The sequence below is a fragment of the Burkholderia sp. 10_S31 genome (assembly GCF_056930375.1).
Window position 1 is genome coordinate 1,591,593 of the sequence record NZ_JBXOWK010000001.1, and the last position, 22,293, is coordinate 1,613,885.

A 22,293-nucleotide genomic window follows, 5' to 3' on the forward strand; every position below is an offset into this window, starting at 1 on the left:
TCTCACCGTGCGCCGGTGGTTTGTTGATCTGCGTCACGGTGGCCGAAGGTGCGCCGAAACATCATGCGAAAAGATGCATAAAGCAAGCATCTTGAAGCGGGCGGAATGCCCGGTGGCCTGGAACACGCTTCCAGCCGCCGTCAGAGCCGACCCGCCCCCCATGATCGATAAAGGAGAGCACCGTGTTTTGCTATCAATGCGAACAGACCGACCGGACCGGCGCACGGCCCGGCTGCGCATCGGCGAAGGGCAACTGCGGCAAGGACGAGACGACGGCCGACCTGCAGGACCTGCTGATCCATGCGGTGAAGGGCATCGCGCAGTACGGCGCGATCGCGCGCACGATGGGCGTGCCCGACCGCGAAGCCGACCGGTTCGTGCTGTACGCGATGTTCACCACGCTGACCAACGTGAACTTCCATGCGGCGCGCTTCGTCGCGCTGCTGCGTGAAGCGGCACAGACGCGCGATCGCGTGAAGGCCGCGTGCGAAGCGCACGCACGCGCCGCGGGCACGACCGTGCCGGTGCTGCAGGGGCCGGCCGCATGGCAGCCGGCCGACGATCTGGCGGGCTTGCTGAAGCAGGCGGCGACCGTCGGCATCGACGCTGGCCTCGACACGGTGGGCGCGGACATCGTCGGGCTGCGTGCGCTGGTGCTGTACGGCCTGAAGGGCGTGTGCGCGTATGCGCATCATGCGCGGGTGCTCGGCTACGAACGCGACGACATCTACGAAGGCGTCGAGGCCGCACTCGCGTTTCTCGCAAGCAATCCCACCGACGTCGACGCACTGCTCGCGCAGGCGCTCGATCTCGGCCGGCTGAACCTGACGGTGATGGAACTGCTCGACAACGCGAACACCGGCCGCTTCGGCGTGCAACAGCCGACCGCCGTGCGCGTGTCGCCGGTGGCCGGCAAGGCGATCCTCGTGTCGGGCCACGATCTCGGCGATCTGCATGCGTTGCTCGAACAGACGGCGGGCACCGGCATCCAGGTCTACACGCACGGCGAGATGCTGCCGGCCCACGCGTATCCGGCGCTCAAGGCCTTTACGCATCTGGCCGGCAACTACGGCGGCGCGTGGCAGGACCAGCAGAGCGACTTCGCGCGTTTCCCCGGGCCGATCCTGATGACGTCCAACTGCATCATCGAGCCGTTGCCGCAATACCGGCAGCGCATCTTCACGACGGGGCCGGTCGGCTGGCCGGGCGTGCGCCATCTCGAGCATCACGATTTCTCGACGCTGATCCGTGCCGCGCAGGCGCTGCCCGGGTTCGCGGCCACCGCGCCGGAGGAGACGATCACCGTCGGGTTCGGCCGGCATGCGGTGCTGGGCGTCGCGGACAAGGTCATCGATGCGGTGAAGGCCGGACAGATTCGCCACTTCTTCCTGATCGGCGGCTGCGACGGCGCGGCGCCGGGGCGCAATTACTACACCGAGTTCGCGGAACAGGCGCCCGACGATACCGTCGTGATGACGCTCGGCTGCAACAAGTATCGCTTCAACCGGCACGCGTTCGGCGATATCGGCGGCATTCCGCGCCTGCTCGACGTCGGGCAGTGCAACGACAGCTATTCGGCGATCCGGATCGCGACCGCGCTCGCCGATGCATTCGAGTGCGGCGTGAACGACTTGCCGCTGTCGCTCGTCATCTCGTGGTTCGAACAGAAGGCGGCGGCCGTGCTGCTGACACTGCTTGCGCTCGGTATCCGCAACATCCGGCTCGGGCCGACGCTGCCGGCGTTTATCACGCCGGGCGTGCTTGCGGTACTGGTCGAGCAGTTCGGGATCCAGCCGATCGGCGATGCCGGTGCGGACCTGGCCGCGGCGCTCGCGCGCCGGGCTGCGTGAGCGGGATCGTTCGATGAGCTACCGGATCGAGATCACGACGCGCGATGGTGCGCCGTTCGGCTTCGACTGCGAGCCGGGCCAGGATCTGCTCGCGGCGGCAGCGCAAGCCGACATCACGCTGCCGTCGCAATGCCGGCGCGGCAGCTGCGGCGCATGCCAGGCGACTGTCGTCGACGGCCCGTACGAGATGCAGGCGCACGGCGCCGAGGCATTGCCGGCCGGCCAGCCCGGCGCGGTGCTGTTGTGCCGGACGACGCCGCTCGGCGATCTGCGGGTGGCTGCGCCGTACGACCGGACGAAGGTGCTGCTGCAGCCGGTGCCCGTACGCACGGCGCGGATCGCCGCACTCGACACGATCGCGCGCGACACGATGCGCGTCGAGCTGCAGATCGAGCCCGACGACGCGTTCGGCGCGGCGGCGGAGTTCGAAGCCGGCCAGTTCGCGGAGCTGGAGGTGCCGGGCAGCGGCTTGCGCCGGCCGTATTCGCTCGCGAACACGAGCAACTGGGACGGCCGCCTCGAGTTCCTGATCCGGCTGCGGCCGGGCGGCTGGTTCTCGACTTATCTGCGCGAGCGCGCACGGCCCGGCGATCCGCTGACCGTGCGCGTGCCGATGGGCGGATTCGGCCTGTTCGCGGACAGCCTGCGACCGCGCTGGTTCGTCGCGGGCGGCACGGGGCTCGCGCCGATCCTGTCGATGCTGCGGCGCATGGCCGAGTATCAGGAGATGGGCGACGCGCGGCTGTTCTTCGGCGTCAATGAGGAAAGCGAACTGTTCATGCTCGACGAGCTGGAGCGGTTGCGGACCGAGTTGCCGCAACTGCGGGTCGATCCGTGCGTGTGGCGACCGGGTATCGAATGGGCGGGCTTCCGCGGGACGCCGGTCGATGCGCTGCACGCGGCGCTCGCGCAGGCGGACATGCTGCCGGATGTCTACGTATGCGGACCGCCGCCGCTCGTCGAAGGTGCGCGGGAAGTCGCCGTCGCCGCCGGCATCCCGGACGCGCAGTTCGCAAGCGAGCGGTTCACCGTGTAGGGCGAGCGCCGCGCGTTGCGGTCACGCACGCGCGGCGTTCCATCCATCCGGCAGGCGGCCGCTTGCCGGATTGCCGGGCCCAACGTACTCTTGGTCGAGACCCGGACTCGCCAGCAGGTTATCGACCATGCAAGCCCATCCTTTGCGCCTTTCCCCCGGCGACGATCTGCGTGCGTCGATCGAGCAAGCGTTGCGTCGCCTCGACGCGCACGCGGCATTCGTGATCCAGGGCATCGGCAGCCTGAACGTCGCGCAGTTGCGCTTTGCCGGCGTGGATTCGCCAACCGAACTGCGCGGCGACCTCGAGATCCTGACGCTCGCCGGTTCGGTCTCGCCGGACGGCGCACACCTGCATATGTCGGTCTCCGACGCACACGGCCGTGTATCGGGCGGACATGTCGCGAGCGGCTGCGTGGTGCGCACGACCGCGGAGATCCTGCTCGTGCTGTTGCCCGCGCATCGTTTCTCGCGTGAACCGGACGCGGGCACCGGGTTCAACGAACTGGTGATTCGCCCGGAGACAGCCTGATCGCGCGGACGGTCCTGCATGCGTGACCGAGGCGGCTTATCCCGGCACGAACACACCCATTGCCGTGACCGCCATCGCGAGCGTCGCGGCCCAGCCGCCCCATGCCAGCGCGCCCGTGACCGCGAACTTGCCCATCACGCGCTTGCTGCCGGCCATCAGAATCATCACGACCATGATCCGAACAGCCGTCACCCCGGTGATGACCGCACTCCAGTAGAGCGCACGAATCGGGTCAGCCCGGCGGCGGGTCGGCATCGACCGGACGATGCGTTTCGGCCGCGACGCGCGGTACGGCAGCGTGCCGTCTCGGGGGGGGGGCGCGTGGGAAGCGGGGATACGGGAGGGAGCGCATGGCGCGCACGTGAACGAGCGCGACCGGACCGGGGTAGCGATGGACGTTGCCGGCGCTATGACGAGAACGTGCGTGACATGTCCTGGCGACCGCTCATCGGTCGCGTCGAGCGCCGGGCCGACGGCGTATTGCAGGCTACCGGCGCGCCAATGGCGGCGGGGCGAAGCGGAACAGGCGGAAAGCGCCGGTCGCGACCGTCTCGCGGCCACGCAGCGCGGCATGAGGACAACGGGCATGGCGCCCGTTCGACCTCAACGAGCCGCCATCGCGACGTCCTGATTGCTGCGCCCGCTCACGAGGCAGCCCGACATGAATGCCTCGCTCTGGCTGCTGGCTGCCGCGTTGCCGAAGCCTCGGCTGAGCGCGTCGTATTTCACCTGCTCGGCGCCCTGCGAGCATGCCATCGGGCTGGCGTCGCGGCCTTGCGCGTGCAGCAGCGCCCGATCTCCGATCAGGTAGGCCAGCAGCGCGAAAAAAGCGATGTGTACCACTCGTCTCATGATTCGTCTCCTCGTCACTCAAGCGTAACGCGGACACGTTTCTCGAAGCACTTGGGGCTTCCCCCGGTAAACGTCTGCGGAAACGGCGGCTGGCGGCAGTGATCGTGTCCTTTTTTCCGCAGGAGCAGCGGAAAAGGAGGGCGGTCCGTCGGGCAGGCGCGCGATTGACGCGAGTTTGACGAATGTCAGGATACCGGCAGGGCGAGCCGGTCACGCTACCGGTCAAAGCGATAGCATGGATGCATGTTTTGGCGGAACGCGATGCGCGGCAAGCGATGGGCGCAGCGGTTCCGAACGCAGCTTGTACGTGTTGAACATCGCTATCGAAATAGTGAGGAATCCAAATGCTTAACGTCTCTTCCGTCCTGATCAGCATGGCGCCGTTGTGGGTCATTCTGCTGGGTGCGTCTTCGCTGGCGACCTATCTCGTCTTCGTGCGCAAGGTCATCAAGTAAGCATGTCGGCCCCGCGCGAAGGCGCACATAGGCGCATCGCAGTGTTCGCGCAAGGCATGCGACGGCTTTGCGTCGTGCAAGACGCATCGTTGCGTCGACTCAAATGAAACGACCCGCCGAAGCGGGTCCATGACGACCTGATCGGGCTGCGCGCATCGAGGTTTGCGGCGCGGTGCCGCACGACGCGACGGCGACGCGGCTGCATTCAGCCCGCTATCGCACCGCCGTCACCGGCACATTCGAAATCCGCACGAGCCGGCTCATCACGCTGCGGCGGAACATCGACAGCATCGTGTGAAACGGATCGTGCCGCGGCGCGACGACGACGATTTCGTCGCAGCCGGTCTCGGCGGCTGCGGCCGCGATCGTGTCGGCCACCGGCCCGACCTTCTTCACGACGCTGTACCGGACGCCGGCTTCCCGCAGCACCCGCTCGGCCGTCGCCAGATCGTCGCACGCGAACTTGTCCTCGATCGACCGCAGCCGCGATAGCGGGTGAAATGCCTCGAGCCGCGTCGCTTCGAGCGGCGCCTGTACGTTGATCAGCACGATCTCCGACGCGCAGCGTTCGCGATACAGGAAGGTCGCGTGGCGCACCGCCTGAAGCGAGCGGGGCGAATGACCGACGGGAACCAGCAGCTTGAGCATGGACGATGCCCCGGAATCGAGATGTTTGCAGCGTAGCGCTCGGCCGGATCGCGCAACCTTAAGAAATCGGGCGGCCGCGTAAAAATGTCGTCAACGCCGGCCGCATCGTGTTGCGCTTACTAGAAATATAAGAAATTTAAGTTTATGCGCATAAACATTTTCATCAGCCGGTCGGCCGGGTGCTGCGCCGTGTCGATTTAGTCGAATCCTCAATGAATCGCGGCGGAAAATATCGGAGGTCGGCCATCTGGCGTCGCGTAGAGTAGAGCATCGGCCGCGGCGCGGCTTTCTCCCCGGCTGTTTCCGGCCGTTCGGGATGGAGCGCCGCCATCGCGCGCCCCGCCATTCCATTCCGATTCCAGGAGACCTCGCATGCCGCACGGCGCCTCGCAGCTTCTCGCCCCCGCTTCCATCACCGTCGACCCGATCGTGCGCCTGCCGGCCGGCGAGCTCGCATCGGCGATCCGCAGCAAGGCGGTCTCCTGCGTCGAGACGATGCGTGCTTATCTCGATCACATCGAGCGCGTGAACGGCGCGGTGAACGCGCTGGTCTCGCTGCGCGATCGCGCCACGCTGCTCGCCGAAGCCGCGGAAAAGGACGCCGCACTCGCCCGCGGCGAGTATCACGGCTGGCTGCACGGGATGCCGCAGGCGCCGAAGGATCTCGCGATGACGAAAGGGCTGAGGACGACCTACGGCTCGCCGATCTTTCGCGATAACGTGCCGCAGGCCGACTCGGTCGGCGTTGGGCGGATGCGCGCGGCGGGTGCGATCTTCATCGGCAAGACCAACACGCCGGAGTTCGGCCTCGGCTCGCACACGTTCAACGAAGTCCACGGCGCGACGCGCAATCCGTACGACCTGACGAAGAGTGCGGGCGGCAGCAGCGGCGGCACGGCAGCGGCGCTCGCGGCGCGCATGCTGCCGGTCGCGGACGGCAGCGACTTCGGCGGTTCGCTGCGCAATCCGGCCGCGTTCTGCAACATCTACGGGTTCCGTCCGTCACAGGGCCGCGTGCCGCGCTGGCCAGCCGTCGACGTGTTCATGCAGCAGCTCGGCATCGAAGGGCCGATGGGCCGCACGGTCGGCGACGTCGCGCAACTGCTCGCGATCCAGGCCGGCTACGACCCGAACGATCCGCTGTCGCTCGCGGAAGATCCGGCGGTGTTCACGAAGCCGCTCGACCGGGACCTGCGCGGCGAGCGCGTCGCGTGGGTCGGCGACTGGAACGGCTATCTCGCGACCGAGCCGGGCGTGCTCGCGCAGTGCGAAAAGGGCCTGGCGACGCTGCGCGAGATCGGCTGCGACGTCGATGCGGCGCTGCCCGCATTCGCGCCCGAGCGGATCTGGCGCCTGTGGCTCGCGCATCGGCACCTGCTGTCCGGCGGCGGGCTGCTCGCGCACTATCGCGACCCGGCGCGGCGCGCGCTGCTGAAGCCCGAGGCGATCTACGAGGTCGAAGGGCTGCTCGCGATGCAGGGTGCCGAGGTGTTCGACGCGAGCATCGAGCGCACGGCGTGGCACCAGGCCGTGCTGAGCTTTTTCGATCGCTACGACTTCATCGCGGCGCCGACCGCCCAGGTGTTCCCGTTCGACGTCGACCAGCGCTGGCCGAACGAAATCGCGGGCCGCGCGATGGACACCTATCACCGCTGGATGGAAACGGTCGTGCCGTGGACGCTGGCCGGCTGCCCGGTGATCAGCGTGCCGGTCGGCTTCAACGACGCAGGGCTGCCAATGGGGATGCAACTGATCGGCCGGCCGCGCGCGGATCTCGCGGTGCTGCAGCTCGCGCGCGGCTACGAGCAGGCGGCCGACTGGGTCGGCCAGCGGCTGCCGGCCTGGATGGCTGCTTGACGCACGCTGCGGCGGCGATTCCGGCCGCCCGAAACGAACGTTATTGATGCGGACCAGGAACGAATCCTGGTGCGCGCCTGAGATCGCGCGGCAAACGCGGATGAATGCGCGCGGCGACGCGAGGTGGCCGCGGAATTGCAAGCGGCCGCGGCGCGCGATTTCGTTTCGATGTGTTTCAGTCGTTGCGGCGGCGCGCGACGCGCTTCGACAATATCGGCCTCAATAATTCGGGCACGAGGGAAACAGATGAAGCACATTCGCGCGACAGGCAAGCACCTGGCATCGGCGGGCATCGCATTCGGCATCCTGCTGGCCGCGAGCGGCGCCGCGCATGCGCAGCTCGACCTGCAGGCGATCGGATCGTCGCTGCTCGGCGGCGCGCAGCAACAGGCCGCACCGTCGCAGGGCGGCGTCGCGCAACTGATGCAGGCGTACGTCGGTGCGAACCAGCAGGTGCTGACCGGCCAGTCGTCGCTCGCGTCGGCGATGGGGCTCACCGGCGCGGCCGGGCAGGCGCAGCAGGCGGCGAGCCTGCTCGGCGGCGGCAATGCGCTGACGCCGGCCGCGCTGTCGCAGATGGGCGGCGCGCAGCAGTCGGTCTCGCAAGCGCTCGGCCAGGCGTTCGCGAGCGGCGGTGCGACACACGGCCCGATCGACAAGCCGGCGTTCAGCAACGGCCTCGCATCGCTCGGGCAGGGCCTCACGCAGTATTCGCAGCTGCAGTCGGGGCTTGGCAGCCTCGGGTCGACCAGCGCCGCATCGCTGCTGCAGGCGGGCCTGGATCCGCAGAACATGCAGGCCGCGTCGTATATCGCGCAAAGCGCGCCGGGCCAGTTGCAGTCGCTCGCGACGACGCTCAGCCAGGCCGTGCAGTTCGCGACGAGCCAGGGCATTTCGGTGCCGTCGGTCGCGTCGTCCGCGCTGAAGCTGCTGCCGTAACGTTGCCGCACCCGCGCGCTGCGGTGCCGGCAGCGCGCGCGGCGATCCGGGATGGCCCCGAACAACATGGGGATTTCGCGCGGTGCTATCGTGGCGTGTTCCCCGTTCCCGGTGCCGGTTCATGACTGACTCGTTCGACCTTCCGCGCTATTTCTCCCGCATCGGCTACGACGGCCCGGCCGAGCCGACGCTCGACGTGCTGCGCCGGCTGCACCTGCTGCACCCGCAGGCGATTCCGTTCGAAAACCTCAATCCGCTGACCGGCGCGCGTGTCGCGCTAGACCTTCCCGCGCTCGTCGACAAGGTGATCGGGCGCCGCCGCGGCGGCTATTGCTTCGAACTCAACAAACTCTTCTATACCGCGCTCACGACGATCGGCTTTCGCGTGACGCCGCTGATCGCGCGGGTGCGCTGGATGCGGCCGCCCGAGGTCGTCACCGCGCAGACGCACATGCTGCTGCGTATCGAGCTCGACGGCGCGACGTGGCTCGCGGACATCGGCTTCGGCAGCGCAACGCTGACCGCGCCGCTGTGCTTCGTGCCCGGCGAGCGGCAGCTGACGCCACACGGCGCATTTCGCGTCGTCGACGCGCCGGTCGACGGCGAGTTCGACATGCAGTTCGAGATACCCGACGGCTGGCAGACGACCTATCGCTTCTCGCTGAAACCGGCCGAGTGGATCGATTACGATGCCGCGAACTGGTTCACGTCGACTTATCCCGAATCGATCTTCGTGAACGACCTGATCGCGTGCCGCGTGCTGCCGGACGGCCGCGCGGCGCTGTTCAACACCGCGCTGACGCTGCGCGACGCGACGGGGGTGGGGCGCACCGTCACGTTCGGCGACGCGGCCGCGTGGGGCGCATGCCTGCGCGACACGATCGGTATCGATACAACCGGCTTCGATCTCGACGCGCTGTTCGCGCGGGTCGCCGCGCGGACGAACGCGATGTGAATGCTGACGAGGGCCGACGCGTCCACGAAGGAGGAATGACATGTCATCCGAGCGAATCGAAGCCGTGTACCTGACGACGCACAACTGGGGCAAGTCGGCGAAGTTCTTCCAGGCGCTGGGCTTCACGCGGGAATTCGAAACCGGTCACCACTCGGGCCAGCTGCGAAGCGGCGACGGCCCGTTTCTGTTCATCGCCGAAGTACCGGCCACCGAGACACCCGACATGCAGGGCGTGCTGAAGGTGCCCGACGAGCAGTCGGTTCGGCCGCAGCCCATCGTCGACGTCGTCACGCCGTTCGAGGATGCGCACTGGGGCACGCGCGACATGACCGTGCGCGATCCCGGCGGCCGCGTATGGCGCCTGCAGGCGCCGGGCAAGTCAGGCGCGTGAGGCCGCGGCGATGACCGATCTCCATCAGGACGCCCCCGACAGCACCGCCGCGCGTGTCGCGCTGTGGCGCGCGCTGCACGTCGAACTCGATGCGCCGCCGCATGTGCTTGCCGACGAAGTCGGCCTGCGCCTGCTCGCGCCGGAGCCCGGCTGGCAGCAGCGCGGCGACATGGATCCGCAGTTCACGCGACCGTTTCGCGCATCGATCGTCGCGCGGGCGCGCTTCATCGAGGATCTCGTCGTCGAGCAGGCCGCGCAGGGCGTGAGCCAGTATGTGATCCTCGGCGCGGGCCTCGACAGCTTCGTGCAGCGCCGGCCCGAGATGGCGTCGCGCTTGACCGTGTTCGAAGTCGATCCGCCCGCGCCGCAGGCGTGGAAACGCCGGCGCCTCGCCGAGCTCGGCTTCGGCGTGCCGGACTGGCTGCGGTTCGTGCCGGTCGATTTCGAGGCGAAGCAGTCGTGGCGCGCTGCCCTCGTGCGCGCGGGCTTCGATGCGGGCAAGCCGGCGGTCGTGGTGTCCACGGGCGTCAGCATGTACCTGACGCGCGACGCGAACGCGGCGGCGCTGCGCGAAGTCGCATCGCTCGCGCCGGGCTCGACGTTTGCGATGACCTTCCTGCTGCCGCTGGAGCAGGCCGATCCGGACGTGCGTCCGGGGCTCGAAATGGCCGCGAAGGGCGCGCGCGCGAGCGGCACGCCGTTCATCAGCTTCTTCATGCCGGCGGAGATCCGCGCGCTCGCGACGCAAGCCGGCTTCGCGCAGGCCGAGCATGTGTCGGCCGCGGCGCTCACGCGCCGCTACTTCGCCGATCGCACCGATGGCCTGCATCCGCCGAATCACGCGGAAGAGCTGCTGGTCGCGACGGTGTAGCCCCGCGGTTATGCGTCACGGGCGCTCCAGCACGGCCATCTCGCGCACGATCACGAGCAGCACCGCGAGGCTCGCGCCACCCGATGCACGCAGGTCGGCGAGCAGGTGCTCGTAGCGCTGCAGCGCCGCCTCGCGGCGTTCGCGCCACGCGTGGACGATCGTCTCGGGCGCCGCCGAGTCGGCCGATTCCGCAAGCGCGCTGGTCGCCAGCGTGCGCTTGAGCCGCGCAACTTCCGCGAGTGCAGCGGCGCGTGCCAGCATGTCCCAGTGCGTCGGGGTCGGCAGCGTGGCGGCGCGTTCGCCGATCCACCCGTAGTTCAGCAGCGTGCCGAGCGAGAAGTACACGCCCGCGACCAGTTCGAGGCTGCGATCGCAGGTTGCGGCCACTTCGGCGATGTCGAGCAGCGCGGCGGAGATGTCGCCGCTCGCGACGCGCCCGGCGAGTGCGCTGTCGACGCCGGCGTCGACCAATACGCGCTGCCGTTCGGACAGCGCTTCGAGATCGCTTGCCGGCAGCAGCGACGGCAGTTGCGGTGCGATGCGCTGCACCGCGTCGCGGCAGCGCGCGATCAGTCCGGCGACGCCGCCGTCAGCCACCGCGCCCGACTGCAGGTGCCGCAGGAACCACAGCGCCGCACGCTCCAGCAGCCGCGCGACGTCGACGAACATGCGCGCTTGCACGTCGTCGGCGACGCGGTTGTCGAGCGCGTCGATGTCGCGCCACACCGCATCGAGATCGAACACGTCGCGCGCCATGATGCAGGCGCGCACGATGTCGCCGGGCTTCGCGTCGGTTTCCTCCATCAGCCGGTGCACGAACGCGCAGCCGACGCGGTTGACGAGTGCGTTGGTCAGGTGCGTCGCGAGAATCTCGCGGCGCAGCGGGTGACGCTGCATCGGTTCGCTGAAGCGCTGTTGCAGCGGCTTCGGGAAGTAGTCGACGAGCATCGCGGCGACGAGCGGATCCTCGGGCACGTCGGATTCGAGCAGCGCGTCGTACAGCCACATCTTGCTGTACGCGAGCAGCACCGCCCGCTCCGGCGACGTGAGGCCCTGCTTGGCGGTTTGCCGTTCGGCGATCTCGTCGTCGGTCGGCAGGAACTCGATCACGCGATTCAGGCGGCCCGCGCGTTCGAGCCAGCGCATCAGGCGCGCCTCGGCGTCGAGCAGCTCGACGCTGTAGCGCCCCGCGATCGACAGCGCCTGCGTCTGGTAGTAGTTGTCGCGCAGCACCAGCAGCCCGACTTCGTCGGTCATTTCCGCGAGCAGTGCGTTGCGCTGTTTCTCGGTCATCTCGCCGTCCGTGACGACGAGCCCGAGCAGGATCTTGATGTTGACTTCGTGATCCGAACAATCGACGCCGGCCGAGTTGTCGATCGCGTCGGTGTTGATGCGCCCGCCGCGCTGCGCGAACTCGATGCGCCCGAACTGCGTGCAGCCGAGGTTGCCGCCTTCGCCGACGACCTTGCAGCGCAGGTCCGCGCCGTTGACGCGCACCGCGTCGTTCGCACGATCGCCGACCTGCTGGTGGGTTTCGTGCGCGGCCTTCACGTAGGTGCCGATGCCGCCGTTGTACAGCAGATCGACCGGCGCCTGCAGGATCGCGCGGATCAGCTCGGTCGGCGGCAGCGCGTGCGCATCGATGCCGAGCGCGGCCTGCACGGCCGGCGACAGCGGGATCGTCTTCGCGGTGCGCGGGTAGACGCCGCCGCCCGCGGAGATCACGGACGTGTCGTAGTCGGCCCAGCTCGAGCGCTCGAGCGCGAACATCCGCTGGCGCTCCGCGAAGCTCGTCGCCGGGTCGGGGTTCGGATCGAGGAACACGTGCCGGTGGTCGAACGCCGCGACGAGCCGGATATGCGGCGACAGCAGCATCCCGTTGCCGAACACGTCGCCCGACATGTCGCCGACACCGACCACGGTGAAGTCGGTCGTCTGCGTATCGACACCCATCTCGCGGAAGTGGCGCTTCACCGATTCCCACGCGCCGCGCGCGGTGATCGCCATCTTCTTGTGGTCGTAGCCGACCGAGCCGCCGGACGCGAACGCATCGTCGAGCCAGAAGCCGTATTCGTGCGAGATCGCGTTCGCGTAGTCGGAGAAGGTGGCCGTGCCCTTGTCGGCCGCGACGACGAGATACGGATCGTCGGGATCGTGCCGTACCACGTCGGGCGGCGGCACGATCGCGTTGCCGGCGAGATTGTCGGTCAGGTCGAGCAGGCCGCGCAGGAATGTCTGGTAGCACGCGATGCCTTCGCGCATCCACGCTTCGCGATCGCTCGGCGACGGCGGATTCTTTACGACGAAGCCGCCTTTCGAGCCGACCGGCACGATCACGACGTTCTTCACCATCTGCGCCTTCATCAGCCCGAGCACCTCGGTGCGGAAATCCTCGCGGCGGTCGGACCAGCGCAGCCCGCCGCGCGCGACGCGCCCGCCGCGCAGGTGCACGCCCTCGACGCGCGGCGAGTACACCCAGATCTCGAACATCGGCTTCGGCTCGGGCAGGCCGGGCACCTTCGCCGGATTGAACTTGAACGACAGGTATGGCTTCGATTCGCCGTTCGCGTCGTGCAGGAAATAGTTGGTGCGCTCGGTCGCGTTGATCACGCCGAGGAACTGGCGCAGGATCCGATCCTCGTCGAGGTTCGGCACCTGGTCGAGCGCCGTCTCGATCGCCTTCAGCAGGCGTTCGGCCTGCACGTCGCGCGTGCTGCCCGTGGCCGGGTCGAAGCGCACCAGGAACAGCTCGACGAGCTGCCGCGCGATCGCCGGGTTGCCGGTCAGCGCGCGCTCGATGTACGCGTCGCTGAACGTTGAGCCGACCTGTCGCAGGTATTTCGCATACGCACGCAGGATCGTGACTTCGCGTGCGCTCAGGTGCGCGCGCAACACGAGGCGGTTGAAGTCGTCGTTCTCGATCCGGCCGGTCCAGATCCGGTCGAACGCATCCTCGAACAGGCCCTTCACGCGCTCGATGTCGAACTCGGTATCGTCGGCGAGTTCGAGGCCGAAATCGTGCACCCAGGCGGGCGCGGCATCCTGCGTCTGGATCCGGTACGGCCGCTCCTCGTCGACGCGCACGCCCAGATGTTCCAGCATCGGCAGGCTGCGCGACAGCGCGATCGGGTCGCCCGCGCGATATACCTTGAAGCGGAACGCGCGCGGCCCGGCCTCGATCGGGCGGTACAGGTTCATCGCGAGCTGGCCCGACTCCTTCACGCGCTCGATCAGCTCGATGTCGCGAACGGCCGTGCGCGCCGGATAGTCGTCGCGGTAGCCGGCCGGGAACGAATCCGCATAGCGCTGCAGCAGCCGGTTGCCTTGCTCTTCGCCGAACGCGTCGAGCAGCGCGTCCGCGAGATCGTCCTGCCAGCGGCGCGTGACCTGCACGAGCCGCGTTTCGAGCTCGCGCGTGTCGACGTCCGGCATCGTGCCCGGTTCCGCATGGACGACGAAGTGAATCCGCGCGATCGCCGATTCCGACAGCAGCGGCGTGAATTCGACGTTGACGCCGTTGTACGCGTCGACGAGCAGCTTCGCGATGCGGCGGCGCAGGTCGGTGTTGTACTTGTCGCGCGGCACGAATGCGAGGCACGACACGAAGCGGTCGAAGCGGTCGCGCCGCACGAACAGGCGCGTGCGCTGATGTTCCTGCAGGCGCAGGATGCCGAGCGCGATGTCGTAGAGCTGGTCTTCGTCGGCCTGGAACAGTTCGTCGCGCGGATAGGTTTCGAGCACCGTCACCAGCGACTTGCCGAGATGCCCCTTCGGCAGGAAGCCCGCGCGCCGCACGATGTTCGCGCACTTGCGGCGCACGATCGGGATCTCGGCGCTCGACACCATGTACGCGGTCGACGTGTAGAGCCCGATGAAGCGGCGCTCGCCGCTCACCTTGCCGTCGGCGCCGACCAGTTTCACGCCGACGTAGTCGAGGTAGCCGGGCCGGTGCACGGTCGCGCGCGAGTTCGCCTTGGTCAGGAAGATCGGCCAGGGACCGGTGATGATCTCGGCGGCGGCTGGCGGCAGCGGTGTCACGTCCGACGCGCCGGGCGGGCGCAGCGATTCGCGCAGCAGGCCGAAGCCCGAGCCTTCGACGCCGCGCAGCCCGAAGCCGTTGCCGTCCGACACGAGCGCGTAATCGCGCTGGCCGAGGAACGTGAAGTGGTCGGCGGCCATCCATTCGAGGAACGCGCGTGCCTCGATGTCTTCCGCGGTCGATTCGCGGGCTTTCAGGTCCTTGATCGTCGCGCGCGCGATGTCGACGATCTTCGGCCAGTCCTCGACCGACGCGCGCACGTTGCCGAGCACGCGCGCGATGTCGTCGCGCAGCGTGTCGAGCAGCGCGGCGTCGCCGCAGCGGTCGACTTCGAAATGGATGAACGACGCGAGCTGCGACTGGCCGTCGCCGGGCGTCGCGCCGCCTGCGTCGACGCGCTCGATCCCGCCGTTGCTGCCGCGCCAGATGCGGAACACCGGGTGCAGCGCGGAGTGCAGCGCGAGCCCGAGGCGGTTCACCGCCATCGTCACCGAGTCGACGAGAAACGGCATGTCGTCGTTGACGATCTCGATCACCGTGTGATCCGAGTGCCAGCCGTGCTGTTCGAGGATCGGGTTGTATACGCGCAGCCGCTCGCTGCCGGGCACGAATTTCTGGGCGGTCTGCCAGTGGGCCATCGCGGCGCCGTACAGGTCGGCGATGCCGCGATTCTGCAGATCATCGGCGTCGACGAAATCGTAGTAATGACGCAGGAACGGTTCGACGATCCGGAACGTGGCCTCGGGCAGGCGAGCGCGCGCGAATTCGACGACATCGGAGAGCAGGTGTGCGACGACTTCTTCGTTCTTCGCTTCCATGGCGGGCTCCTGGTCGGGTGGCCATTGGCTGCTGCATGTGTGTTCGGCATTATGCGCCGATTGATGCGCCGATTGCGTGACGGCGCGATGTGCGAACGCAGAACAGGGAGCAGGGAAGGGAGGCTGCCTGCAACGCGCGTGCCCGGCGTTGCAGGAGAAGGTCAAGCGAGGTCCGGCGGTTTCAGGTCGGGGTGGCGCGCGTAGAGCGGATTCATGAAGTCGAGCAGCATCGTGGTCAATACTTGCGATACGAATTCGCGATAGGCGACGAATTCCGAGTCCGGACACGACGCCTTGACTGTCAGCAGGGAGCGATCCAGTTCGGCTCCCATTTGCAGGATCATGTCGTTCAAGACACTTGCGATTTGCTTGTCAGAGATCATTGGTTTGCCCTTTTAGCATCCCGCCAACGCGTTACAACTATTGACGCAGTTCCAGAACTTGAATCCGAAGTTGCCGGTGGGCAAAGTCATTGCAGAACATTTTGCTCGGCACATTTCTCGCCATTGTGCACAAATGGAGGTGTTTCAGGGCTGTGGCATCGTGTTGAGTGCGCTTGAGCCGACCTCGGAACCGACGAAAATAACGTTTTCCGACTCTCGGTTCGTCGGGTAGACGACAGCAAGATCCTCCGAAAATAGCAACGCGGCGTCAAATGCGTGCCCTACAGTCGTCGGGCAGGTCGCCGTCGCCGGCGACAACGTCACACGAGACGCATTTTCCTGACTGGGTGATTTTGCCTTTTCGGTCAGCCTGCATTTGCCAATATCGATGGACACGTCTACGAGGTTGGGAGCGACGTGGAGTTGCATCGAAGTACCGGAGACCGTTGCGGACCATTTGCCGGGGCGGATTACGTTTCGTACGTTATGCCGAGGCCGGTAGGGTTTCGCGACAAAGCTCGTGGTTTCGCCGTCGCTGCTAAGCATGACCCCGATCGATTGACTACTCGTCTCCCGAATTCCGATTGTGATGTCAGACGAAATCGACGTCCATGGCACATACTCGGTACCGGTTGGGCCGTTTCGTCGATCGTAAACAGCGTACCCTGAAATATTGTTCTTGTTTCCGTAGACGATTAAAAAACGTTCGTCGGAAACTTTGATGATTTTGTAGTCGGTGCCATTTTCGACGGCCTCCCATGTCTGGCCGGAAGATGGATTCGCTCCCGCGTCGGATGTCGTTGGCACCGGGCTGCCGAAACCGGTGCTCGAGAAGGAGGTCAATGAGAGCCGTACAGCAGCGAAATAGCCTTTGAGCGTCATGGTTTTCATGATGTCCACCTGCGATGATGAGTTGAATATCGGCATGGTTCTTTTTGCCGGGTTTTCATCGCTGGCGTTGGCACCAATAGACGGCGATCAGCTGGCTAGATTCTTTCGGATTCTGATGCAGTACATTTGATTCGTTATGCGAATTTGTATCCAGAAGAATCCGGATGCACCTGCGCTTACGAAAGCTAATTGCCACGAGACCAATTGTCAACGGCAATATATCGAGATAGTTGATGAATCAAGCATATTATTGCCGGTGAGGAGAGGGCGAACCGTTATCCGGGCAGCGCGTGTCCAGGTTCTGGACGCACGCAGATCCCGGAGACGCTCGTCAGCGCTCGTCGCTCCACAGCTTCCCGGCCGTCGCCCAGTTCTCCTTCTTCACGTCGGCGAGAATGATGTCGACCGAGCCCGGATCGCAGCCGAGCGTCTCGCACGTGACGCGCGTGATCGCTTCGACGAATGCGCGCTTCTGCTCGACCGTGCGGCCTTCGAACAACTGGATATTGAAAGTTGGCATGACTGGATACTCCGATGGTTGGGGGTTGAACGATTCGTCGGGAGATTGGTGGCGGCGCCGGATCAGTCGCGATACGACGGATCGATCCGGTCGAGGCGGCGCAGCAGCGCCGGCCACTCCAGTTCGCCCTCGATCGCGCCGCCGTCGCGCAACTGCTCGGCGGTGCGGTCGGCGACCGCCGGCTCGGGCAGCACGAGCGGTCCGCCGCCGGCCTGCGCGCGCACCTGGATGTCGCACGCCTTGATCAGCGTATCCATCAGCACATACGCCTCGGCGACGGTCCGGCCGACCGTCAGCGTGCCGTGGTTGCGCAGCAGCATCGCGGATTTCGCACCGAGGCTGGCGGTCAGCCGTGCGCCTTCGGCCGGCGAGAACGCGAGCGCCTCGTAGTCGTGATACGCGAGGTCGCCGTGGAACCGCAGCGCGTGCTGCGACGCGGGCAGCAGCCCGTCGCGCTGGATCGACACGGCGATGCCGGCCGTATTGTGCAGATGCATCACGCAGACGGCGTCGGCGCGCGCGGTGTGCACGGCCGCGTGCAGCGCGAAGCCCGTCACGTTGACCGCATGCTCGCTGTCGCCGATCCGGTTGCCGGCCACGTCGATCTTCACGAGATTCGATGCACGGACTTCGTCGAACGTGAGGCCGAACGGGTTGATCAGGAAATGGCCGGGTTCGCCTGGCACCGCCGCGGAAAGATGCGTGTAGATCAGGTCGTCCCAGCCGTTCAGCGCGACCAGGCGATAGGCGGCGGCGAGATCGACGCGCAGCCGGCGCTCGGCGTCCGAGATCGGGCCGCCGGGCTTCACGGCGTCAGGACGGTGTGCGAATGACGACATCGGGTTCTCCGAGGGTAAAGCGGCGCGCGACGGCTACCGTGATCCACGACGCGAGTGCGAACGGGGCCGTGAGCGCGGTGAGGCCCGCATGCATCGCGAGCCACTGGATCAGCGCGGCCAGTGCCGCCGCCGCGAGCGCCGCGCGCGTGCCGCGCGACATCAACGCAAGCGCGGCAAGCGCGCCGTTGAAGCCGAGCAGGCCGTCGGTGAACACTGCGCCGTCGGCACCGAGCGCGACCAGCAGCACGGTCGACACGATCGCGCCGCCGAGCGCGAACGCGGCCGCGCGGCCGGAGGCGGCCGCGATGCCGGCGACGATCAGCATGCCGGCCCACGCGCCCTGTGCGAAGGTGGTTTGCGCGACGCCCGACAGTAGTGCGGCGGCGACGGAGGAAAGCGTCAATGCCGCGCCCGCCGCGGCATCGCTCGCATGCTGCGCCGCGACAAACGGCAGCCACAGTGCGGTGGCTGCGAGGCACGGACTCGAATACGGGCACTGGCGCCATTTCGCGAGCGGGGTGCGCATCGCGCGCTGCACGAGCGCGGCGCCGATCGCGGCGAGCGGCACCAGCGCGAGCGCCGCCAGCGGGACGGGTGCAAAGAGGACGGCCACCAGCGCGGCGAGCGCGCCGTTGAAGCCGTGCAGACCCTGTTCGACGTCGCGGCGCGGCGCGCCGGTCAGCACCGCGGTCAGGTTGGCGGCGGCCGCGCCGACCAGCGCCGCGCACGCGAGCCGCAGGTCGGTCAGCGCGAGTGCGGCAACCAGCATCGCGCCGGTGAACGCGTTCGCCTGCAGCACGATCTGTCCGATGCCGCGCAGCAGGATGCGCAGATCGATCGACGGCGAAGCGGGGCGGGCGGTTGGCATGGCAGCGGCGGAACAGGACGTGCCGCGAGCATAGGACACAATCCCATGCCCCGGAATAGGGAATTCTGGATAGTCAGGATTTGGGATGGGTGCCCTGAATTGGGGCGCAGAGAGGCGGCCGGCGCGTATTCGGAACACGTGTGTTAGCGGTTTCGCGAGAACTGCGCGGTTTGGTAGCAAATTTGGATCATCGCGATTGTTTTCGTGCGCGGGCTGACGCGTTATCGTTTTGTGGGGCAACGAGGAGGCGGAACGATGCGTGAACTGCGCTGGGCGTCGCTCGAGGGCGACGGAATCGAACACCTGACGTTCGATCGGAGTGAAACCGGCATCGTCGTCGAAAGCGCCGTGGTCGGCCAGCGGTACGGCCGCGCGTACGGGCTCGCGTACCGGGTCGAGTGCGATCCGCAGTGGCGGGTCAGGCATGCGGTGCTCAAGGTGATGGGCGGCGGCACGCTCGAACTGCACGGCGACGGCGCCGGGCACTGGCGTGACGGTTCAGGCCGCGCGCTGCCGGAACTGGATGGCTGCGTCGACATCGACATCGCGGCGACGCCGTTCACGAATTCGCTGCCGATCGGCCGCCTCGGTCTCGCGCGCGGCGAGCGGCGACCGATCGACGTCGCGTACATCTCGACGCCGGATTTGACCGTCGCGCCGGTCAAGCAGGCCTATGCGTGCCTCGAGCCCGGCCGGCGCTATCGCTACGAAGGCATCTTCCGGAATTTCACGGCGGAGATGGACATCGACGCCGACGGGCTCGTGATCGACTACGAAACGCTGTTCAAGCGCCTGCCGACGTTGCGCTGAACGGCCGCTGCCGTTCCCGTTCCCGCTGCCGTCGCCGTGACGGCCGGCTTCTCCTGCGCCGCCGCAAACCGGTCGATCCGCGCCGCGATCAGCTCCGGATTGCGCACGACGATCCAGTGCGCGCCGTCGATTTCTTCGCGCACGTGCTCGCCGAGCCAGCGCTCGAGACCGACCGACATCTCTGGCGTCACGTAGCGGTCGCGCACCGGCACGAGGATCTGCACCGGCGCCTGCGCATACCGCTCGCGCGGCTTTCGCGCCCGTGCGAGGAAATTCGCGCGGTACAACTGCAACCCGTTCAGCGCGTTCTTCAGTTGCGCCGGATCGCGCTCGGGTCGCACGCGTTCGGTCAGCTGCAGCCAGCGCGGCCACAGCGCGGCGCCGCCGAGCCCCCACACCAGCGACGGCACGACCGGCAGGTGGAAGAACGCGATGTACCACGACTTCAGGCTCTGCTTGAGCCGCATCTTCGCGCGGAACACGTGGTCGAGGCAGGGGCCGGAAATCGACGTGTACGACGCGATCCGGCCGCGGAACGCGGGATCGGTCACGGCCTCCCAGCACTGGATCGACCCCCAGTCGTGACCGACCAGATGAAACGGCCGGTTGCCGCAGGTCGCGTCGGCGACGGCCTTCAGGTCCTCCGCGAGCCGCGCGAGCGCGTAGTCCGCGCGGCGGCGCGGCGCATCGGATGCCCCGGCGCCGCGCACGTCGTAGGCGATCACGCGATAGCGCTTCGCGAGCCGCGCGCGAACCGGCGCCCATACGGCAGCCGAATCGGGATAGCCGTGCACGAGGATCAGCGGCGGCGCGCGCCGCGGGCCGCTGACGTAGACGGCGAGTTTCACGTCGCCGGAGCGGACGGTCAGCATCTCGTGTGCGCGCGCCATGACGTCATGCCTGGGCAACCGGATGCAGCGGCACGCGGCGCGGGGCGGCCTGCGCCGCGTAGCGCGCGTTGGTCGCGTCGATGTTCGCGAGCAGCGTGTCGAGCCCCTGCAGGTACTGATGGTTGTCGTGGTCCCACGGGTGGAAGCCAGGACGGAAGTAGTCGAGCCATTCGCGCGCGATGCTCGGGAACACGCCGGTCCTCGGGCCGTACAGATACTTCACGAGGCGCCACATGCCACCGAACCTGCCGTGCTTGCGACGGTGCGACAGCATCAGCCGCACGTGGAAGTCGAACACGATCGTCCAGAACATCACGGTCGTGAGCAGCATCGTGCTGGTGCGCAGCAGGTAGCTGCCGAGGCCCGGCTTCGTCACTGCGTTCCATACGTCGTACGACACCGCCTTGTGCTCGGTTTCCTCCATCGCGTGCCACATCCACATCTGCTGGTAGCCTTCTACGGACCCGTCGATCCGGTGTTCGTGTCCCGACAGCAGCTGGTTCGCGAGGATCGCCGTGTAATGCTCGAGCGCGATGGTGATCGCGAGCTGCATCGAATGCGGCAGCGTCTTCTTGAAGAAGCCGAGGATCGTCCACAGCCGCTTGTCGAGCTTGTGCGCGGGCAGGCCGGACGACTGCAGCAGATCGTTGTACTCGATGTGCTCGCGGGTGTGCATCGCTTCCTGGCCGATGAAGCCGAGCACCTGCTTCTTCAGCGCCGGATCCTCGATGCGGTCGCGGTAGTTGCGCACCGAATCCATGAAGAAGCGCTCGCCGGCCGGGAACAGCAGCGACAGCGCGTTCATGAAGTGGGTGACCGGCACGCCCTGGACATGCCAGTCCTTCGCGCGCTCGGGCGGCAGCGCGAACCGGATGTCGCGCCGCACGGGCATCATGTTCGGGGTCGTCATGATTGTTCTCCTCCCTGATTGCCTGCGTTGTTGTAGGTGGCGTGAAGCGGGGCGGCCGCGGGCGCGCCGTAGCGAACAGCCGCGCGACGGGCCTTCGCGGCTTCGCGGCGCGTCACGAGCACGACGAGCGCCTGGTACGCGGCCGGCAGGATGCGCGCCATCCAGTCCGCGCCTTTCGCGTCTCGGCCGATCAGCACGCGGCGCTTGTTCTTGCGCACGCCGGCGAGGATCGTGCGCGCGGCTTCGTCGGCGGTCGTGATGAAGAACTTCTCGAAGCTGTCCTTGCCTTGCTGCTCGCTCTCGACGATGAAGCCGACCATGTTCTTCGCGACGCGGCTCGATTGCGCGATGTTGGTGCGGATGCCGCCGGGGTGCACGCATGTGGCGGACACGCCGCACTTCATCATGTCGAGCTCCTCCCGCAGCGATTCGGTGAAGCCGCGCACCGCGAACTTGGTCGCGTTGTAGCCGCTCATGCCCGGCTGCGCGAAGATCCCGAAAATGCTCGACGTGTTGATCACGTGGCCGTCGCCCGATGCCTTCAGGTGCGGCAGGAACGCCTTCGTGCCGTGCACGACGCCCCAGAAGTTGATGTTCACGATCCACTCGAGATCGCTGTATTCCATCCCTTCGATCGTGCTCGACAGCGCGACGCCCGCGTTGTTGAAGATCAGGTTGACCTTGCCGTGTTCCTTCGCGGTGTCGTCGGCCCACGCGAACATCGCGTCGCGGTCGCCGACGTCCAGCACGCGCGTCGATACGCGCACGTTCGGCGCGATCGCGCGGACGATCCGCTCGGTTTCGGCGAGGCCGACGCCGTTCTTGTCGGCGAGCGACACGTGGCAGCCGGCCTGCGCGAGCTGGAGCGCGAGCGAGCGGCCCATGCCCGAACCTGCGCCCGTGATCGCGGCGACCTTGTTGGGGAAATCTCTCATGTCGGTG

20 protein-coding genes and 1 pseudogene are annotated in these 22,293 nt (G+C 67.3%); 9 read left to right on the top strand and 12 right to left on the bottom strand.

Annotated features, from left to right (window positions below):
- The first annotated feature begins 182 nt into the window (after positions 1-182).
- The 3 genes from hcp (at position 183) to AC1Z3W_RS07240 (ending at position 3,415) form a co-directional block, all read left to right on the top strand.
- Positions 183-1,850: a hydroxylamine reductase gene (hcp, locus tag AC1Z3W_RS07230; RefSeq protein ID WP_483507356.1), complete on the top strand. Its 1,668-nt coding sequence runs from the start codon at positions 183-185 to the stop codon at positions 1,848-1,850.
- Positions 1,851-1,863: 13 nt separating this feature from the next.
- The gene (locus AC1Z3W_RS07235) at positions 1,864-2,886 is read left to right on the top strand and encodes a 2Fe-2S iron-sulfur cluster-binding protein (RefSeq protein ID WP_057929395.1); all 1,023 of its coding nucleotides are present in this window, start codon (positions 1,864-1,866) and stop codon (positions 2,884-2,886) included.
- A gap of 127 nt (positions 2,887-3,013) precedes the next feature.
- Complete coding sequence (locus AC1Z3W_RS07240; RefSeq protein ID WP_057929351.1) at positions 3,014-3,415, top strand: PPC domain-containing DNA-binding protein; 402 nt, start codon at positions 3,014-3,016, stop codon at positions 3,413-3,415.
- A gap of 36 nt (positions 3,416-3,451) precedes the next feature.
- Here AC1Z3W_RS07240 and AC1Z3W_RS07245 read toward each other — a convergent pair.
- The 3 genes and pseudogenes from AC1Z3W_RS07245 to AC1Z3W_RS07255 form a co-directional block, all read right to left on the bottom strand.
- Positions 3,452-3,649: pseudogene (locus AC1Z3W_RS07245) on the bottom strand (divalent metal cation transporter); the annotation flags it as partial.
- A gap of 369 nt (positions 3,650-4,018) precedes the next feature.
- On the bottom strand, positions 4,019-4,267 hold the full coding sequence (locus tag AC1Z3W_RS07250; RefSeq protein WP_057929350.1) for a hypothetical protein: 249 nt from the start codon (positions 4,265-4,267) through the stop codon (positions 4,019-4,021).
- A gap of 668 nt (positions 4,268-4,935) precedes the next feature.
- Positions 4,936-5,370, bottom strand: coding sequence for a universal stress protein (locus AC1Z3W_RS07255; protein WP_057929349.1), 435 nt, complete (start codon positions 5,368-5,370; stop codon positions 4,936-4,938).
- Positions 5,371-5,742: 372 nt separating this feature from the next.
- On the opposite strand from AC1Z3W_RS07255, the gene AC1Z3W_RS07260 reads away from it, so the two are divergent.
- From AC1Z3W_RS07260 to AC1Z3W_RS07280, 5 genes are all read left to right on the top strand, one after another.
- Positions 5,743-7,227: an amidase gene (locus AC1Z3W_RS07260; RefSeq protein ID WP_483507357.1), complete on the top strand. Its 1,485-nt coding sequence runs from the start codon at positions 5,743-5,745 to the stop codon at positions 7,225-7,227.
- A 246-nt stretch (positions 7,228-7,473) separates the two neighbouring features.
- Positions 7,474-8,166: a hypothetical protein gene (locus tag AC1Z3W_RS07265; protein WP_057929347.1), complete on the top strand. Its 693-nt coding sequence runs from the start codon at positions 7,474-7,476 to the stop codon at positions 8,164-8,166.
- A gap of 121 nt (positions 8,167-8,287) precedes the next feature.
- Positions 8,288-9,121 carry an arylamine N-acetyltransferase family protein gene (locus AC1Z3W_RS07270; protein WP_483507358.1) on the top strand — a complete coding sequence of 278 codons (834 nt, stop codon included), beginning with the start codon at positions 8,288-8,290 and terminating at the stop codon, positions 9,119-9,121.
- A gap of 40 nt (positions 9,122-9,161) precedes the next feature.
- Positions 9,162-9,512 carry a VOC family protein gene (locus AC1Z3W_RS07275; RefSeq protein ID WP_483507359.1) on the top strand — a complete coding sequence of 117 codons (351 nt, stop codon included), beginning with the start codon at positions 9,162-9,164 and terminating at the stop codon, positions 9,510-9,512.
- A 10-nt stretch (positions 9,513-9,522) separates the two neighbouring features.
- Positions 9,523-10,383 (top strand): class I SAM-dependent methyltransferase, encoded by an 861-nt coding sequence (locus AC1Z3W_RS07280; RefSeq protein ID WP_483507360.1) that lies wholly within the window; start codon positions 9,523-9,525, stop codon positions 10,381-10,383.
- Positions 10,384-10,398: 15 nt separating this feature from the next.
- Here AC1Z3W_RS07280 and AC1Z3W_RS07285 read toward each other — a convergent pair whose 3' ends face one another.
- The 6 genes from AC1Z3W_RS07285 to AC1Z3W_RS07310 all read right to left on the bottom strand — a co-directional run bounded on the left by AC1Z3W_RS07285 (position 10,399) and on the right by AC1Z3W_RS07310 (position 18,741).
- Positions 10,399-15,240 (bottom strand): NAD-glutamate dehydrogenase, encoded by a 4,842-nt coding sequence (locus tag AC1Z3W_RS07285; RefSeq protein ID WP_483507361.1) that lies wholly within the window; start codon positions 15,238-15,240, stop codon positions 10,399-10,401.
- 161 nt (positions 15,241-15,401) lie between these two features.
- Positions 15,402-15,623: a hypothetical protein gene (locus AC1Z3W_RS07290; protein WP_057929342.1), complete on the bottom strand. Its 222-nt coding sequence runs from the start codon at positions 15,621-15,623 to the stop codon at positions 15,402-15,404.
- Positions 15,624-15,767: 144 nt separating this feature from the next.
- On the bottom strand, positions 15,768-16,514 hold the full coding sequence (locus AC1Z3W_RS07295) for a hypothetical protein (RefSeq protein ID WP_483507362.1): 747 nt from the start codon (positions 16,512-16,514) through the stop codon (positions 15,768-15,770).
- A 331-nt stretch (positions 16,515-16,845) separates the two neighbouring features.
- Complete coding sequence (locus AC1Z3W_RS07300) at positions 16,846-17,034, bottom strand: 4-oxalocrotonate tautomerase (RefSeq protein WP_014898956.1); 189 nt, start codon at positions 17,032-17,034, stop codon at positions 16,846-16,848.
- 62 nt (positions 17,035-17,096) lie between these two features.
- Positions 17,097-17,873, bottom strand: a complete 777-nt coding sequence (locus tag AC1Z3W_RS07305; RefSeq protein WP_057929341.1) for a class II aldolase/adducin family protein — start codon at positions 17,871-17,873, stop codon at positions 17,097-17,099.
- Complete coding sequence (locus tag AC1Z3W_RS07310) at positions 17,848-18,741, bottom strand: urea transporter (RefSeq protein WP_057929340.1); 894 nt, start codon at positions 18,739-18,741, stop codon at positions 17,848-17,850. Before AC1Z3W_RS07310 ends, AC1Z3W_RS07305 begins: the two co-directional genes overlap by 26 nt.
- Positions 18,742-18,996: 255 nt before the next feature.
- Between AC1Z3W_RS07310 and AC1Z3W_RS07315 the strand changes: the two genes are divergently transcribed.
- Positions 18,997-19,551: a putative glycolipid-binding domain-containing protein gene (locus AC1Z3W_RS07315; RefSeq protein WP_483507363.1), complete on the top strand. Its 555-nt coding sequence runs from the start codon at positions 18,997-18,999 to the stop codon at positions 19,549-19,551.
- Here the strand turns inward: AC1Z3W_RS07315 and AC1Z3W_RS07320 are convergent.
- Genes AC1Z3W_RS07320 through AC1Z3W_RS07330 form a run of 3 tightly spaced genes read right to left on the bottom strand, consistent with a single transcriptional unit; the run spans position 19,512 to position 22,286 of the window.
- Entirely contained in the window at positions 19,512-20,441 is a 930-nt protein-coding gene (locus tag AC1Z3W_RS07320) for an alpha/beta fold hydrolase (RefSeq protein WP_483507364.1), read from the bottom strand. The two genes, AC1Z3W_RS07315 and AC1Z3W_RS07320, sit on opposite strands and share 40 nt — an antisense overlap.
- Before the next feature lie 4 nt (positions 20,442-20,445).
- The gene (locus AC1Z3W_RS07325; protein ID WP_057929337.1) at positions 20,446-21,351 is read right to left on the bottom strand and encodes a metal-dependent hydrolase; all 906 of its coding nucleotides are present in this window, start codon (positions 21,349-21,351) and stop codon (positions 20,446-20,448) included.
- A complete protein-coding gene (locus AC1Z3W_RS07330) occupies positions 21,348-22,286 on the bottom strand; it encodes an SDR family NAD(P)-dependent oxidoreductase (RefSeq protein ID WP_483507365.1) in 939 nt (312 codons plus the stop codon). The genes AC1Z3W_RS07325 and AC1Z3W_RS07330 overlap by 4 nt, the downstream gene beginning before the upstream one ends.
- Positions 22,287-22,293: the final 7 nt, after the last annotated feature.